This is a genomic window from Kluyvera ascorbata ATCC 33433 (assembly GCF_000735365.1).
GTDB lineage: Bacteria > Pseudomonadota > Gammaproteobacteria > Enterobacterales > Enterobacteriaceae > Kluyvera > Kluyvera ascorbata.
The window spans coordinates 15,556-31,837 of the sequence record NZ_JMPL01000018.1; the positions used below are offsets into that span (position 1 = coordinate 15,556).

The following is a 16,282-nucleotide window of genomic DNA, read 5'->3' on the forward strand; positions in this document are numbered from 1 at the left end:
GTCAAGCAAATCTGTTGCCAGATCGCCGAAAGCGTCACACTGTACCTGATAAAATTCGTTACGCAACTTTATTAGCATGCAATCACCCATCATGCCAACTCTGAGGTAAAATGCTTGTCCCTGGTAAACGTCGGGAATATTTGCCCCAAGCGGGTGCCCGGCGTAGACTAGCGCAGGAATTTTGAGGAGTTGAATATGTCAAATAATAGCCAACCTATCGATCGTCAGACACTGCTAATTGAAGCAAACCGCCTCATTCGTGAGCATGAAGATACCATGGCGGGTATTGAAGCCACCGGCGTAGAACAGCGCAACGGCGTGCTGGTTTTCAGCGGTGAATATTACCTGGATGAACAGGGCCTGCCGACGCCGAAAAGCACGGCGGTGTTTAATATGTTCAAGTATCTCGCCCACCAGCTGTCTGAAAAGTATCACCTGGTTGACTGAGCGTAGGGCTTTGGCCTGAGCCGTCAGATATAGCCCGGTAAATCTGATTTACCGGGCTATAAATAGAAAGGTAAAGAATAGAAAGGAAACGCTTACAGCAGCGGTTTCTGTCCGCGCTGCCACCAGCGCATCATCAGCTTATCGGCGCTTTCTGCCGCACTTCCGGTAAAGCGATCCATCATTTTCTTACGCTGCGTGTAGCGCACGCTAATGACTTCTCGGTTCTCCATCAGCCCCAGCAGCAATTCATCGCTGGTACCCACTTCATCAACCAGCCCTTTTTCCTGAGCCTGTGTGCCGTACCAATGTTCACCGGTAGCAACCTGTTCAATGTCCAGAGACGGACGCATTTCTTTCACGAAATCTTTAAACAGATGATGAGTCTCGTTCAGCTCTTCACGGAATTTCTGACGTCCTTCTTCGGTGTTTTCACCAAGCAGCGTCAGCGTACGTTTGTACTGGCCCGCAGTGTGTAACTCAACGTCGATGTCTTTATTTTTCAGAAAACGATTCAGGTTCGGGATCTGCGCGACCACGCCGATGGAACCAAGAATCGCGAACGGTGCCGCGACAATTTTGTTGGCCACACAGGCCATCATGTAGCCGCCGCTGGCCGCGACTTTATCTACTGCTACCGTCAGTGGGATCTGCTTATCGCGGATACGCTGGAGTTGCGATGCCGCCAGACCGTAGCCGTGAACGACACCACCAGGGCTTTCCAGACGTACGACCACCTGGTCCTGCGGGGTGGCAACGGTCAGTACAGCGGTAATCTCTTCACGCAGGGAGGAGACTTCATGGGCGTCCATACTGCCTTTAAAGTCGATAACCCAGACGCGCGGTTTGGTTGCCGCCTCGGTGTCGCCCTGCTTCGCTTTGGCTTTGGCCGCTTTCGCTTCCAGCTTCAGCTTCTTCTTTTGCGCCTTATGCCAGAGCTTTTGCTGCGGCGCATCGAGCAGCGCCACGGCTAAGTCTTCCTGCATATCCTTGTGCTGCTCGCTTAAGTTGGTGATTCGTAGCTCACCGCGCTGACGTTTGCGCTGCGTGACGTTGACAATCAGTACGGCAATCACCGCAATAGCAACAACAACTGTGACGATTTTCGCCAGAAAAAGACCATATTGAAAAAGTAATTCCACACATCCACCTTGTACAAAAATCACAGAATCTACCGCCCAGTGTACAACACCGCGTTCACTACGTCTCGATAGCAGTATCAGGCCACGAGGCGCATTCCAGATTACTTTTTTGCTGATGAAATCATTGCAAATTGTTAATTAACCGTTGTCTCTCCCGTGCGCTGATTGAAATAGCGCGAAGATTCAGGCATAAAGCCCGAAAGCCATGAAAAGTACAAAAAATATGGCAGACGAATGCCATAGAGGAGTCACTGTGCACTATCAACCCCAACTCGATTTGTTGCAAAACCGTATCATTCTGGTCACCGGGGCCAGCGATGGTATTGGACGGGAAGCGGCAATCACCTACGCCCGTTACGGCGCCAGCGTTATTTTGCTCGGCCGGAACGATGAAAAACTGCGCGCGGTTGCGCAGGAGATAGACCACGCCGGCCTGCGGCCCGCGCGCTGGTTTACGCTCGACCTGCTCACCTGTACGCCACAGGAATGCCAGCAGGTTGCTCAGCAGATTAGCCTACACTATCCGCATCTTGACGGCGTGCTGCACAACGCCGGGCTTCTGGGCGAAGTCGTGCCGATGGACCAGCAGGACCCGGCCGTCTGGCAGCAGGTGATGCAGGTCAACGTCAACGGCACCTTTATGCTCACCCAGGCGCTGCTGCCGCTGCTGCTGAAAGCAGAATCCGGCTCGCTGGTCTTTACCTCGTCGAGCGTCGGGCGCGAGGGGCGCGCCAACTGGGGTGCCTATGCGGTATCGAAGTTTGCCACCGAAGGAATGATGCAGGTACTTGCCGATGAGTATAAGAATCGACCTCTGCGCGTAAACTGCATTAACCCAGGCGGCACCCGCACTGGCATGCGCGCCAGCGCCTTCCCGACGGAAGATCCGCAGAAGCTCAAAACGCCTGCCGATATTATGCCGCTCTACCTGTGGCTGATGGGCGATGATAGCCGCCGTAAAACCGGTATGACTTTTGATGCCCAGCCAGGGCGTAAACCAGGAATCGCACAATGAGTGATGAACGCTATCGTGAACGTCAGCAGCGCGTAAAAGAGCGCGTTGCCGCCCGTGTCGCCGCGGCTCAGGATACCCGCGGGATCGTGATTGTGTTTACCGGCAACGGTAAAGGTAAGACCACCGCCGCCTTTGGTACCGCCACCCGTGCCGTCGGGCACGGGCATAACGTTGGCGTCATTCAGTTTATTAAGGGAACCTGGCCTAACGGCGAGCGTAACCTGCTTGAGCCACTCGGCGTCGAATTTCAGGTCATGGCCACCGGTTTTACCTGGGACACCCAGAACCGGGAGAGCGACACTGAAGCTTGCCTTGCCGTCTGGGAGCATGCAAAGCGGATGCTGGCCGACGACACGCTGGATATGGTGCTGCTTGATGAGCTGACCTACATGGTCGCGTACGATTATCTGCCGTTAGAAGCGGTATTAACCGCGCTGAAAAACCGTCCGCATCATCAGACGGTGATTATTACCGGTCGCGGATGCCACCGGGATATTCTGGAGTACGCCGATACGGTCAGCGAACTGCGCCCGGTGAAGCATGCGTTTGAAGCGGGAATTAAGGCGCAGATTGGGATTGATTATTGAGCGCGAGCCTGTCGAGCAGCGCCTTATTGAGCGGCAGGCATAAACAGTCTTCCCCTTGCGCCAGCGCGACCTCCGTCAGGTTCTGACGCGAAATAAAGCGCTTACGGTACTCCGTAGGCGTCAGTCCGCAGTACTTATTAAAAGCGGCAATCAGCAGTTTGTGCTCCGGGAAACCGCAGCTGTGGCTGATTTCAGTAATTGGCGTTCGCGTGTCGCGCAGCAGGGTGCGGGCTTTATTGAGCCTCACCAGCGTCAGATACTCTTTAAAGTTGTGCCGACTGACCTTTTTAAACAACCGCGAAAACCACGAATAGCTCATGCCGCTATGCTCGGCAACGTCGCTTAGCGTCAGCGGCCGATCGAAGTGTTGATTAATATATTCAATCCCTTCTTTAATCATCGCCTCTTCACGTATCGTATTTTCCGCGAGCTCAATCGTCTGCCCGGCGGCGACCAGCGCGTCAAGCAGCATATAAATCGCCGCAAAACGCTGAAATGGCGCATGGTTATCGATAATACGTTCCAGTAACGCCATCAGCCGTTGAAAAACGGTATGGTCAGCATCCGTCATGGCGTGCTTATGGGTACGCCACTCCAGCAACGGCGCCGGGTGCAGGTCATCAAAAAGTCCGGGAGAGAACTGCACCGTCACCAGTTGGCTGCCCTCCTCCTCCGCACTCAGTTCGTGCACCTCTTCAGCGTTGATATATAGCATCTCGCCCTGTTGGAGGACCACGTTCTGCTGACCAACGGTCAGAGAGAAGCGCCCATTCAGCACCGTAATCAGTTCCGGTGCCGGATGCCAGTGCGGCTCACAATAGCGAACCTCAGCGGCAAATACGTTCAGTTTTTCTGCGTCGAAGGCAATCAGCTCATAGCCGCTGTTTGCCGTCTGCCGCCCGGTTTGCGTTGCCGGGTGGGGATGAGTCACTGAAAATGGGAACACGCCTTCTCTCCTGTAGTTAGCCGTTACTCAGGCTCAGCCAGTACCGCGTTTAGCTCATCACGCTCGATATCCAGCGCCAGGAATTCCGTCAGCGCGATAAGCAGGCCGCAGAACAGATCCGGTGCCAGGCGAATCAGCTTTTCCCGAACCTGCTCCGGTGGAAGCTGACTCTTCCCGGCAATCAGCTGTACGACACGGGCAAAGGCGGCAGGCTGCTGGATCAACTGCTGTAAGGAGTTATCGTCACGCAATGGAACATAACGGGCGGGACAGTCAACCTCAAACCGGGCATTCAGTGGCAGACTGCGAGACGAGCCGCCTACATGCACCTGCCAGACGCCTGGCGTAATCACCCAGTCAGCAAGGCCTGGATGATAGCAGGCCAGTTCGGCTATCGGTAGTTGCAGGCTAACGCGTCGCGTTTCCCCTGCGGCGAGAACGATTTTATCGAATCCCTTCAACGCGCGGACTTCGCGGATCAGTTCGCCTTCAGGCGCAGAAACATACAGCTGAACCACTTCTTTGCCATCACAATCGCCGACGTTACTCACATCAAAGGAGACCGTCAGCGTATCATCAGCACCGGCACGCGCCGACGACAGTGATAGATTCGCGTAGGCAAACTGGGTGTAACTTAAGCCAAATCCGAACGGAAACTGCGGCGTCAGGCAACGCTTATCATAGTAACGGTAGCCAACGAACAGCCCTTCACCGTAGTGGTGGCGCAGGTTTTCACCCGGATAATTCAGCCAGGCCGGCGTCTCTTCCAGCGTGTTCGGTACGGTGACCGTTAGCTTACCGCAAGGGTTTCGCTTGCCGAACAGGATTTCCGCTACCGCACGCCCCATGCCCTGCCCGGCGAAGAAGGTCTCCAGCAGGGCCTTACACTCACCGAGCCACGGCATCACTACCGCGTCACTGTTTGCCAGCACCACCACCACGTTTGGCTGTACGGAGGCGACCTCACGAATGAGCTGCTCATGTACCGCCAGAATATTCAGATCGTGGCGATCGCCATTTTCACCGTCCTCGCCAACCGCGGTGCTGACAAATACCACCGCGACATCGGCATCCTGGGCAACGGCTTTAGCCTGAGCCAGCGCCGCTTCATCGCTCTTCATATCGTCCGGTGCGCCAATGGCCCAGGTCACGCTGAAATCGTCACCCGCGAGGTCGAAGATCTCGTCCAGCGGACGGTCGAGCAGATACGGTACCGTGGTCGCACAGCCAGAGCCTTGGATAACGGGCTCCTGCGCCGGTTTTCCCAGTACGGCAATACGCGGCGTTTTTTCCGGGCGCAGCGGCAAAATATGGTCGTCATTTTTCAACAAAACGATAGACTCTGCAGCCAATTGCTGCGAAAGTGCGTGATGTGCCGAGAAATCTGCTTTGGTATTCGGTCGACGGTTACGCTGCACTTTATCCAGTAGTTCCAGCATCCGCAGACAAGCACGGTCAACCACATCCATAGGAACGTCACCCGCGTTAATGGCCGCCAGCAACGTCTGCTTATCACGACGCGTTTCCGGCATCGCCAGATCGTTCCCCGCGAGCAGTGACGCTGGGCGGTCTTTAATCCCGTACCAGTCCGACATCACCAGCCCGTCGTAGCCCCATTCGTCGCGCAGCACCTGGGTCAGCAGGAACGGGTCCTGCGAAGTCTGCGTGCCATTCAGGCGGTTATAGGAGGACATCACCGTCCACGGCTGCGATTTGGCAATCGCCCGCTGGAACCCGGCCAGATAGATTTCGCGCAGCGCGCGCTCTTCAATGATGGAGTCCATTTCGGTGCGGCGGTATTCCGAGTTATTGGCCGCAAAGTGCTTCAGGCTAGCACCTACGCCTTCATCCTGTAGGCCATTGATAAGCGCGGCGGCAATATCGCCGCTCAGCACCGGGTCTTCAGCGTAGTATTCGTAACCGCGCCCCGCCAGCGGCGTGCGGCGGATGTTAATCCCAGGTCCCAGTAAAATCCCGACGCCCATATGCTGACATTCGCGCCCGAGCGCCTGGCCCATCTGATAAACAAGGTCAATATCCCAACTACAGGCAAGGCTCGAGCCGTTGGGGAAACAGGTGGCCGGCAGCGAGGCGCTGAACAGCGCTTCACTGCCCCCTTTCGCCGCCGGTTCTTCAGCATTGGCCCGGTCGGCGGTTTGGGTGATCACGGAGATAAAATCATCCATGCTCCACTTTTCATTACCGTCTATCTGCGCGCTGCTGTAACGCACGCCGTAGGTGCCGTCGGTCATGACGATATCGTCAATGCCATGCTGCGGCAGGCTCGCCGTGCGCCACAGGCCGCTACCGGTCAGCAGCGCCACTTTTTCTTCTGCGTTCATCGCCGCAATAAGGCTGTTAAAATCACGATTCATGTCTCTGACTCCCTGAGGTTAAAGCGCGTTCTGTTTGCGCAGGCTGATTTTCTGCACGATGTCGCGGTAGGTCTTTTCATCTAACGAATAGCTGGCAACGAAGATAGCGCCAATCGCAAACATGGCGCCGGGGAACAGCGTCATCAGTATATTGATACCGCTGAGCGCGCTGGCGCTGATATTCGCCGCATCATAGTGATAGTAATCCAGCATCCAGCCTGCGCAGCCGCCACCAATCGCCATCGCTATTTTGGTAATAAAGTTGAAGAAGCCGTAAATCGCGCCTTCGGTGCGTACGCCGTGGTGCCATTCTGCATATTCGACGGTGTCGGCGATCATTGACCACATGGCGACAAATCCCATCCCCAGCGTAATACTGAACAGGCATACTCCGGTCATAATCAGCCAGATATTATTACCGGCGACAAAATACTGCATCAGCACACCGAGCACGCCAATCAACAGCGCCACCAGCGCCATTTTCTTTTTCCCCATCATGGCGATAACTTTCTCAGAAACCACCGTGCCTAAAATATAAGCGGCGGACTGAATCATAAAGAACGAGGCGGTAAAACCTTCATTGCCAATGATGTATTTAATAAAGTAAATGGCTATCGCCATCCACACGGTATAAGCGATATAAAAGAAAACGGTAAATAACGACAGGTTAATCAGCGGCGCATTGCCCATCACCGCGCGGAACATTTCACGCAGCGTCGGCGCTGGCGTATCTTCTTCTTCCCCCACGCGCTCTTTGGTCATGCCAAAGCAGGCCAGGAACAAGAACGTTGCCAGCAGCGCAAAACAGGAGACGGCAAAAACGTAGCCCAGCTGTTTGTCGTCGAACGGCGAAATAAGAATATCCGCGGTGGTGGAGACAATCAGGTAGCCGACAATCGCCATCACAAAGCGGTAGACCGACAGCGACGAGCGTGAGGCTTCATGCTGCGTTAAGCGGTTGGTCATTGCCGAGTACGGCGTATTCACCGCGGTGTAGGCCAGGCAGTAGATGGTGTACGAACAGAGTGCAAACCAGAACTTGGCCTCGCCGCCAAACGGCAGGAAGCACAGTACGGTTAACAGTCCCAGCGGCACCGAGCCGTATAATAACCACGGACGCAGCTTGCCGTAGCGGCTGTGGGTTTTATCAATGGCGAAGCCAATCAGGATATTAAAAATCGCATCAACCACTCGCGCAATAACAAAGATCAGGCTCGCCTGAACCGCGCTGATACCGTAGATGTTGGTATAGAAGAATAATAAAAAGAGTGAAACGAAACCGAAGGATAAATTAGAGGCAAAGTCACCGAAGCCATAGCCAATTTTTTCTTTAACGCCGATAACCACATAGCTTGCCGAGAGTTTTTGGGTTGTATCCATTTCGGGCTACCTGTTTGAGTAATCTGTGGCGACAGTATATGGCGAGGGTTATTTTATCACTTTGCGTTCTTTGTCCGGGGAATTCCTGTTTTTTGTCTTTATATAGAAGTGTGAATGGCATCACAGGAGAAGAGTAACACGGGAAAAACATTCCGGCGGGAGCCCGCCGGAATGGACGTCGTTAGCCTTTCGGGTTATTACGCGTGCTGGAGCGACGGTTATTATTGTTGTTGCCGGTATTACCACCGGTGGTGGTATGACGCTTGACGGCGCGACGAATCTGATTTGCCTTCATGCGACGACGATCTTTTTCTACCGCCACTTTCGAGGAGGTTTCAGCCGGCAGTTCTACCAGCTCACGCAGGTAGTTGGTCTGCGCCAGATCCAGCTCGGTATAGCCACCGCGCGGCAGGCCTTTCGGCAGCGGGATGTCGCCGTAGCGAACGCGGATAAGACGGCTAACCTGCACGCCTACCGCTTCCCACAGACGACGAACCTCTCGGTTACGGCCTTCGGTCAGGGTCACGTTGTACCACTGATTGATACCCTCACCGCCGCTGAATTTGATGGTTTTGAATGCCGCAGGACCATCTTCCAGCTGCACGCCGCGGGACAGTTGACGCACTTTCGTGTCGTCCACTTCACCAAATACGCGCACCGCGTATTCACGTTCCACTTCACGGCTTGGGTGCATCAGGCGGTTTGCCAGCTCACCATCGGTGGTGAACAGCAGCAAGCCGCAGGTATTCACGTCCAGACGACCGACGGCAATCCAGCGTGCGCCACGCAGTTTTGGCAAACGGTCAAATACGGTCGGGCGACCTTCTGGGTCGTTACGGGTACACAGTTCGCCTTCCGGCTTGTAGTACGCCAGTACGCGGCAGATTTGTTCTACGGATTCTTTGACGGAGATGAGGTGGCCGTCGATACGAATTTTGAGGCCTGGGATCACTTCAACGCGATCGCCCAGCTTGGCGATTTTGCCGTCTACGCTCACGCGGCCCGCCTGAATAATCGTTTCAATTTCACGACGGGAGCCGTGGCCAGCGCGCGCCAGCACTTTTTGCAGTTTTTCGCTTTTATCGCTTTTTTCGCTCATGGAGCTTCCTTCCGGTGTCGCCTTCCCAGGCGTCTGGTATACTTTCTAAAACAATGAGTTAGCCACAAACAAATTCAACCCACTGATCTGTAAATACTTTCTGTTTCAAAGGGTGTCATAAACTATGTCACAACAACCGTCACAACTACAAACGTGGTCGGACATACTACACCAACTTCAAAATTAATGCTTCTTCACGTTACATTCGTCTAAGCCTTGGTACTGACAGCCTGAAGCAGGCGTCATTAATTATGAACCAGGTTTACTCGTTCATCCCGCTAGTACAAAACGGAACAATAAGCCTTGATGCTTTTAAGCTTAAGTTACAGGGGTATCGTAGTGCGACGCGGAAAGATTCTGACAATTATCTTTTGCGAACTCTTGAGATGGATATTGAAGAAGTTACAAGACTGCCCCAGGTTGTGCAGCGGTGAAAAGTTTCGATGCTTCACAGGCTGAATGAAAATTAGAACAAACATTCATCAAATTAATAATACGGAACGCAGTTTCACTTTGAGGAAAAACCACTTCTGGTATGTGGATGTTATTCATACAATGACAGTTCTGGAAAAATTAATAACGAGCAGAAGGATTTATGGCAAAGGGATACATTCTACACATGTACGATCCCACAACCTGTGGTGGCAAGGTTCTGGAGGGAGCGCCAAACAGGCGCACCAACGGCACGCCAGTAGCCCGGATGGGCGACAAGGTAACGTGTGGTAAAGATGGCAATACTTATCGTATTGTTGGTGGGATGTCATGGATAACCACTGAGGGCCGTCTGGTTGCAGGTAGTCTGGACAGTTACAGCAGTTGCCCTTGCAACGCAAAAATTATTCCGCGAATAATGGTGCAAACTTACGAAACACGCAGAGGAATCGGAGCCAAAACATCGAACACAGCAACGAGTGCAGTTACACAGGGTTCCCCCTCTTCTTCATCTCCCGCCATTATTACACCACTGCCTGTTGCTGTTTACGCGAAATCCTGTCTTCGTGGTGAAGGTTGTACCGATGCCGGCACAGAGCAAGAGTTATTCGATAATTTTGGTCATGCAGGCTATTACCGCGCAACGCCTCAGACAGAACAGGTGAAAGAAGAACCCGTTCAGCACGCGCAGGCGGCAAAGAAGCACAAACCCGCCGAACCGACTCCACCACCGGAAGACAAACGCTCCTGGTACAAGCGCCTCTTCAGTTCCCCGGACACAACCAAAGCCGAAGCGGCTGCCGGAATGGCAATAGCAAGGGCAGCGACAACTACAGGGATAACCACTGGTGCAACGACAGAAGCCGGGTGCGCAGCATTGCAGCAAATTGGCGGTACTCTTTCTACCGCTGGGCGCTGGATTGCTCCCAGCCCTCCAACAGTTCTCCTCTTCGGTATGTTCTACTCACCAAAACTTAACAGCGGTGAGCAAGATTACATCGACAAGATGCGTCTAGAGCAGGCAGCCCAGAACAAAGAAGACGTTCCGACACGCGTTCGTTTTCGCTGGGAAGCAGATCAGAACGGGATGATAAGGCCGAAAGGTTTTCATGTCAGCGCCAGAGGCGGACAGGACAAGGTTCCGGTTCGAATGCTTCAGAAGAACACCACCACCGGGAATTATGAATTCTGGGAAGATGGCGCAAGCAAGCCAACCATTGTATGGACACCAGACGATCCTGGATATGTATCTCCCTCCAATACCGGGAATCGGGACAATGTATACGTTCCTCCGAGTGTGCTGGTTTACCCCGAAAGTGAAATCAATAGCCCGTGGTCGACAGTTACCCCTGCACCGGGAGAACGCTCATTCCGGGATTATATTTTAGTGCATCCTGCCGGGACATTTGACCCCATTTATGTTTATCTTCGCAATCTGCCGGGGCAAGTCACAGGCAAGGGGCAGAAAGTTAGCGGCGCATGGTTAGCTGATGCAAATCAGGGCACCGGATCACCAATACCGTCTCAGATAGCCGATAAACTGCGTGGGCGTACCTTCTCCAACTTTGACAGCTTCAGGCAGGCTTTCTGGCTGGAAGTATCGAAAGATCCTGAACTGAGTCAACAATTTAGGCAGCATAATTTAGGTAACATTAGGAACGGCAAAGCTCCCGCACCAAGAATATCAGAGCAAGTTGGCGGGAAGATCAAATACGATATCCACCATATTAAACCAATAGTCGAAGGTGGCGAGGTTTACGACGTTGATAATCTCGGGGTTGTTACTCCGAAACGGCATATTGAAATCCATCGAGGTGGGTAAATGAAGAACATAAGCGATTATACTGAAAGCGAATTTTTGGAGTTCGTTCGTAGGCTATGCGATTTTTTCGAATACGACCGAAAGTGAAGATATCAAAAATATATTGGAATTTAATAGGCTTACGGAACACCCCGCAGGATCTGATCTTATCTTTTACCCGGAAGATGGACAGGATGATAGTCCCGAAGGCATCGTTCAGCAGGTTAAAGAATGGCGAAAAGCCAACGGTAAGCCCGGCTTCCGTAGTGAGTAAATTGCTCAGTGATTACACAAAAAGCGATTTCATCAGCTTAGTCGCCGAAATAATCGGCGGCCAAGGGACTGAAGCCCACCAAGACGAGCTTTTAGAATTGTTCATTCAACTGACTGAACATCCTGAAGGTTCAGACCTGATTTACTATCCTCAATTAGCAGCAGAGGCAACCCCTGAAGCTATCGCTGATAAAGTCCAGGCATGGCGTAAAGCAAACGGTAAGCCCAGCTATAAGGTTGATTGAAAGTGAGATGACTGCAAAAGGCTGGAAGTCTCCAGCCTTTTCCCCTTTCCCCGATTTTAGGCAATAGGAACCATAAAGCCCTGTAAGTGGGGCAGCTTACCAATTTATGCAATCAACCACCGGAAGCAAATCACTCAACGGCGGTCTATGAGTGTATCTTGCTGTGATACCTAACGATTGGGTTCGTGAGTGTCCGACACAGAATTGGACCATCACGGGCAACGCTTTTGTCATTGCCTCAGAAATGAAAGTGTGACGCAGGGCATGGATTACCCTCTTCTGTCCAAACTCATTAAACTTTTGTATGCCGCAATCAGCCATGATGCTGTGCCACTCAAGTCCGATCTGCTCGTACGTAGGCAAATCACCGAACACAGGCTCAGAAGATTTGAGCAATTTAATACGCGCTAAAAGTAACTCTGTAGCAGTTCTGTCATTTCTCAACAAAAATGCTTCTCCGCGATTTGTGCTCTGCATAGAGAAAAATTTGGCTCACTCCCTGTCAGGGCGGTTATTTTCGACAAGGCTGATTCCATAGGGTTTAGCTCTGGTTACGCAGCAAAGATCAATTTCATCGTGAATCCTTTAATCTTTGGCAAAAGCTAGGTAGACAGTACCAACGATAATGTTTCGTTCATCAGAGGCTTACCACCTCACCTCAAAAACTGGTTCATTATCGAGTATGCTTTTTCAGCTCTCGGTTTGCTGTCAATCATTATTGCTGGAGCCGTGCTGTACTTCCGGTAATATCTAAAAATCAAGCCAGCCACGCTGGCTTGCACTTGATCATCCCCACCAGCCTTTTCCCCTTACCTCGATTTTCAGCAATAGAAACCATAAAGCCCCGTTAGTGATAAGCACAAACGTAGAACCTTATCGGCGTTGTTAGAGGATGGAAAACAGAGTGTATAAAAGATGGGATTCAAAGTGCTGCTAAAACTGTCACACAAAACGATGTTCGCCATTCACGAAAGCACTTCAACACCTTGATAAGAATAATTTTTATTTGGCTTGTACGCCTTCACAGGCATCTTAGAGACTTCATTAGCAGCACGGGAAATCGACACCGGGCTGCATAAAGAGGCGGGCAGCGTCGTTTTTTTGCGACGCAGACTCCCCACCCAAAATGGTGACCGCACATACGACATGAATTTTAGGAGAAAAGGGCAGCTTGTTCCTGCCCTTTTGTTTCACTTTCCCAGCGCGGTTGAAGCAAAGAAGGAATAATGCGCGATAAAAACCTAAATACTCTGCCTCATTTCAAACCAGGCTTCCCCGCCGTGCGTCGAGTCAGATTTTTTAAGGAACTGATAGCCAAAGCGTTTATACATCTCAAGGTACTGCGCTTTGCACATCAGGTAGATGGCCGTTTTCCCCTGCTGGCGCATGTGTTCAATAAACGCCTGCATCATCGCCGTAGAAAGGCCTTTACCCTGATAATCAGGATCCAGCACCACCGACATAATCACCGCGTTTGGCGCTTGCGGGTCATGACCCACCAGCTCTTTGAACTCTTCATCCGACATCACCACGTCCCAGGCGCAGCCCGCATTGATAAAGCCGATAATGTCGCCGTCCTGCTCCATGCACAGGAAACCCTGCGGGTAACGCGCAATGCGGATAGCAATTTTCTCCCGCGTGGCCGCTTCGTCTGCCGGATAGGCTGCGGATTCAATTTCATAACAACGGTCGATGTCGGACGGAGTCGCCTGACGAAAAATAGCGTGTGACACAATGCCTCCAGAGATACGCATTCAGTTGATGTTCGCTATTCTAGCGCCAGCGTGATATGAATACGCTGCATTCTTTTCACTGGTAAACTGAATAACATGCATCGCAATCTTCGCCTGCTAGACCTTAACCTGCTGCTGGTCTTCGACGCGCTTTATCGCCATCGCCGCGTTGCCGAAGCCGCTAGCGAACTCGCCATGAGCCCTTCCGCATTCAGCCACGCATTAAGTCGTCTGCGCGGTTCGCTCAACGACCCGCTATTCAGCCGTCAGGGTAGCCAGATGCAGCCAACCCCGCGCGCCGAATCGCTGTTTCCCGCCATTGCCGGTGCACTCTCGGCGCTGAACGGTGAGCTCGGGCAGGCTGACCATTTTCACCCGGCGACCAGCAATCAGACCTTTACCTTTGCCGCCACCGACTATACCGCCGCGGTGTTTTTCCCCGAACTCATCGCCAGACTCCAGGCTGACGCGCCCGGCATTCGAACACGCATTGTGTACTCTCGTGAATATGATGCGCTGGAGGAACTGTTAACCGGTAGAGTGAATTTCGCCATCGGTTTTGAGGAAGAGAACGTGCAGCCGCGCCACGGCCTGGCATCGCTGGAACTGTTTACCGACGACTACGTGGTGGCGGTACGTAAAGGCCATCCGCTGGCGAACGATGTGCTGACGCCGGAAACGTATCTGCAACTGGGACACGTGGTGGTCAGCCCGTGGAATGAGCATCATCGCCCTATCGACAGCTACCTGGCATCACGCCACGTCAGCCGTCGTACCGTGGTGGAGCTGCCGAGCGTCATGTCCGCGCCGTTTATTGTCAGCCGTACGGATTTGGCTATCACGCTTCCGCGTCGCGGCGTCCATCAGCTATTTGATACCCGCGAGCTCACCCTGCACACCCCGCCGTTCCCCATTCCGCCCTATACCCTGAAGGTTTACTACCGTCCGGCGAACGGGCAGGCAAAAGCGCAGCAGTGGATGCTGGAGCAGATAAGTCAGTTTGAATAAGCGAAACACCCGGCGGCAATCGCTCGCCGGGTGTGGAAGATCAGAGGAACGGTTTTACGTCGCCGACGCCTTCACGCAGCACGACCGGAGAATCATCAGTCAGATCGATAACGGTGGTGGGCTGTTGGCCGAGATAGCCGCCGTGAATGATCAGATCCACCAGTTTCTCCAGACGATCTTTAATCTCTTCCGGGTCGGATTCGGTGAAATCACTGCCCGGTAGCATCAGAGAGGTCGACAGCATCGGCTCGCCTAAGGTTTCCAGCAGCGCCTGCGCAATAGGGTTAGAAGGCACGCGCATCCCGATGGTTTTACGCTTCTCCTGCAGCAGACGACGCGGCACTTCTTTGGTGCCCTTCAGGATGAAGGTGTAATTACCCGGCGTGTTGTTTTTGATTAAGCGAAACGCCACGTTATCGACGTAGGAATAGGTCGACAGCTCGGACAGGTCGCGGCACATCAGCGTAAAGTTGTGGCCGTCCGGCAAATGACGGATGCGACAAATGCGCTCCATCGCGCCTTTGTCTTCAATTTTGCAGCCCAGCGCATAGCCGGAGTCGGTTGGGTAGACGATGACGCCGCCCTTACGCACAATCTCGACCGCCTGATTAATCAGACGCGCCTGCGGGTTATCCGGGTGGATATAAAAAAACTGACTCATGCTTCCCTCTCAGTTGAATTCTGCGGCTGTTCCCAGCGCTGCCAGACACCCTCGACGCCTGCGGGTAACCACAGTTTACGGCCCAGTTCTATCCACGGGCAGGGCTGATGGAAATCGGAACCCTGTGACCCCAGTAAACCGTAATCGCGGGCATAGGTGGCAAGCTGAGCGCGCTCGTGAGGCGCTTGCTGACACTGGGCGACTTCCATCGCATCGCCGCCGTGTTCACTAAAGTGTGCCAGCAATCTTTTCAGCCACTTGGCGGACAAATCGTACCGCCCCGGATGGGCCAATACGGCTACTCCACCCGAATGATGAATGACATCAATAGCTTCCTTTATTGTACACCACTGTGGCGGAACGTATCCGGTTTTCCCACGGGCGAGGTATTTTTTAAACACGTCGCCAATATTATTCGCTTTGCCCTGTTCGACGAGGAATCGTGCAAAGTGCGCACGCGTTACCGCCCCCCCCTCGGCGTACTTCTGCGCCGCTTCCCAGGCGCCGGGAATATGCGCTTTTTCCAGCCGCTCGGCGATCATCACCCCGCGCTGCTCACGGCGCGTTATCTGCGCGCTTAAAAACGCGGTGAGCGCCGGATTGGCGATATCAATATTCAGGCCGACGATATGAATCTCGTGATTTTCCCAAAGGGTCGAGATCTCTACGCCGCTAATCAGCGTCAGCGGCAAACCAGCGCGAGCGATTTCCGCTCGTGCGGCAGGAATGGCAGCGACAGAATCATGGTCGGTGATCGCCAGCGTGCCTACGCGGTTTTCCAGCGCACGATGCACCAGCGCTTCCGGCGTCAGCCGTCCGTCGGAGGCGACCGTGTGGCTATGCAGGTCATAAATGATGGCGTACTCGTTGTCGCTCAAAACAGCTCCCATTGGACTACATATAAGGATTCGCGGCCTATCATAACGGCATTGCATGAAATTCTAAAATCAGGGGTTGACTTTGCCCTCTCGAACTAGTTAACTAGTACGCAAGTTCACTTAGTAGAAGGTATCTCAAAATGATGCGTAAAATCATTGCCCTGCACGGCGGTTGGTGGCGTACTTCCCAGTAGGGCGGAGTCATCACGTCTGCGTAAAGCATACAGATACCCGGCCCGCCAATGAGCGGGCTTTTTATTAAG

The 16,282-nt window shown here is 53.1% G+C and carries 14 protein-coding genes, 1 pseudogene and 1 other annotated feature; of the genes and pseudogenes, 7 read left to right on the forward strand and 8 right to left on the reverse strand.

The window, feature by feature from the left end; translation table 11 throughout:
- Positions 1–195: 195 nt before the first annotated feature.
- A complete protein-coding gene (locus GKAS_RS07060; RefSeq protein WP_035892923.1) occupies positions 196–447 on the forward strand; it encodes a YciN family protein in 252 nt (83 codons plus the stop codon).
- A 92-nt stretch (positions 448–539) separates the two neighbouring features.
- Here the strand turns inward: GKAS_RS07060 and sohB are convergent, their stop codons facing one another.
- A complete protein-coding gene (sohB, locus tag GKAS_RS07065; RefSeq protein WP_035892924.1) occupies positions 540–1,586 on the reverse strand; it encodes a protease SohB in 1,047 nt (348 codons plus the stop codon).
- 253 nt (positions 1,587–1,839) lie between these two features.
- Here sohB and GKAS_RS07070 point away from each other — a divergent pair, with 253 nt between their 5' ends.
- Entirely contained in the window at positions 1,840–2,601 is a 762-nt protein-coding gene (locus GKAS_RS07070) for a YciK family oxidoreductase (protein ID WP_035892925.1), read from the forward strand.
- A complete protein-coding gene (gene cobO / locus GKAS_RS07075) occupies positions 2,598–3,188 on the forward strand; it encodes a cob(I)yrinic acid a,c-diamide adenosyltransferase (protein ID WP_035892927.1) in 591 nt (196 codons plus the stop codon). The genes GKAS_RS07070 and cobO overlap by 4 nt, the downstream gene beginning before the upstream one ends.
- Here cobO and GKAS_RS07080 read toward each other — a convergent pair.
- The 4 genes from GKAS_RS07080 to rluB all read right to left on the reverse strand — a co-directional run bounded on the left by GKAS_RS07080 (position 3,160) and on the right by rluB (position 8,988).
- The gene (locus GKAS_RS07080) at positions 3,160–4,134 is read right to left on the reverse strand and encodes a helix-turn-helix transcriptional regulator (RefSeq protein ID WP_035892929.1); all 975 of its coding nucleotides are present in this window, start codon (positions 4,132–4,134) and stop codon (positions 3,160–3,162) included. The two genes, cobO and GKAS_RS07080, sit on opposite strands and share 29 nt — an antisense overlap.
- 23 nt (positions 4,135–4,157) lie before the next feature.
- Positions 4,158–6,509, reverse strand: coding sequence for a beta-glucosidase (locus GKAS_RS07085; RefSeq protein ID WP_035892931.1), 2,352 nt, complete (start codon positions 6,507–6,509; stop codon positions 4,158–4,160).
- Positions 6,510–6,527: 18 nt separating this feature from the next.
- Complete coding sequence (locus GKAS_RS07090; RefSeq protein WP_035892933.1) at positions 6,528–7,889, reverse strand: MFS transporter; 1,362 nt, start codon at positions 7,887–7,889, stop codon at positions 6,528–6,530.
- A 181-nt stretch (positions 7,890–8,070) separates the two neighbouring features.
- Positions 8,071–8,988: a 23S rRNA pseudouridine(2605) synthase RluB gene (gene rluB / locus GKAS_RS07095; RefSeq protein WP_035892934.1), complete on the reverse strand. Its 918-nt coding sequence runs from the start codon at positions 8,986–8,988 to the stop codon at positions 8,071–8,073.
- A 595-nt stretch (positions 8,989–9,583) separates the two neighbouring features.
- Between rluB and GKAS_RS07105 the strand changes: the two genes are divergently transcribed.
- The 3 genes and pseudogenes from GKAS_RS07105 (at position 9,584) to GKAS_RS07110 (ending at position 11,739) form a co-directional block, all read left to right on the forward strand.
- Positions 9,584–11,242, forward strand: a complete 1,659-nt coding sequence (locus GKAS_RS07105) for an S-type pyocin domain-containing protein (protein ID WP_035892936.1) — start codon at positions 9,584–9,586, stop codon at positions 11,240–11,242.
- A pseudogene (locus tag GKAS_RS23780) lies at positions 11,243–11,495 on the forward strand (bacteriocin immunity protein).
- Positions 11,488–11,739 (forward strand): bacteriocin immunity protein, encoded by a 252-nt coding sequence (locus GKAS_RS07110; RefSeq protein WP_035893000.1) that lies wholly within the window; start codon positions 11,488–11,490, stop codon positions 11,737–11,739. Before GKAS_RS23780 ends, GKAS_RS07110 begins: the two are co-directional and overlap by 8 nt.
- Positions 11,740–12,980: 1,241 nt before the next feature.
- Here GKAS_RS07110 and GKAS_RS07120 read toward each other — a convergent pair.
- Positions 12,981–13,472: a GNAT family N-acetyltransferase gene (locus GKAS_RS07120; protein WP_035892940.1), complete on the reverse strand. Its 492-nt coding sequence runs from the start codon at positions 13,470–13,472 to the stop codon at positions 12,981–12,983.
- A 96-nt stretch (positions 13,473–13,568) separates the two neighbouring features.
- Between GKAS_RS07120 and GKAS_RS07125 the strand changes: the two genes are divergently transcribed.
- Positions 13,569–14,480, forward strand: a complete 912-nt coding sequence (locus GKAS_RS07125) for a LysR family transcriptional regulator (RefSeq protein WP_035892942.1) — start codon at positions 13,569–13,571, stop codon at positions 14,478–14,480.
- Positions 14,481–14,520: 40 nt separating this feature from the next.
- On the opposite strand, the gene GKAS_RS07130 is transcribed toward GKAS_RS07125, so the two are convergent.
- Together GKAS_RS07130 and rnm are read right to left on the reverse strand one after the other, a co-directional pair.
- Positions 14,521–15,141 (reverse strand): L-threonylcarbamoyladenylate synthase, encoded by a 621-nt coding sequence (locus GKAS_RS07130; protein WP_035892943.1) that lies wholly within the window; start codon positions 15,139–15,141, stop codon positions 14,521–14,523.
- Complete coding sequence (rnm, locus tag GKAS_RS07135; protein ID WP_035892945.1) at positions 15,138–16,019, reverse strand: RNase RNM; 882 nt, start codon at positions 16,017–16,019, stop codon at positions 15,138–15,140. Before rnm ends, GKAS_RS07130 begins: the two co-directional genes overlap by 4 nt.
- A gap of 167 nt (positions 16,020–16,186) precedes the next feature.
- Positions 16,187–16,279: a sequence feature (Trp leader region), on the forward strand.
- Positions 16,280–16,282: the final 3 nt, after the last annotated feature.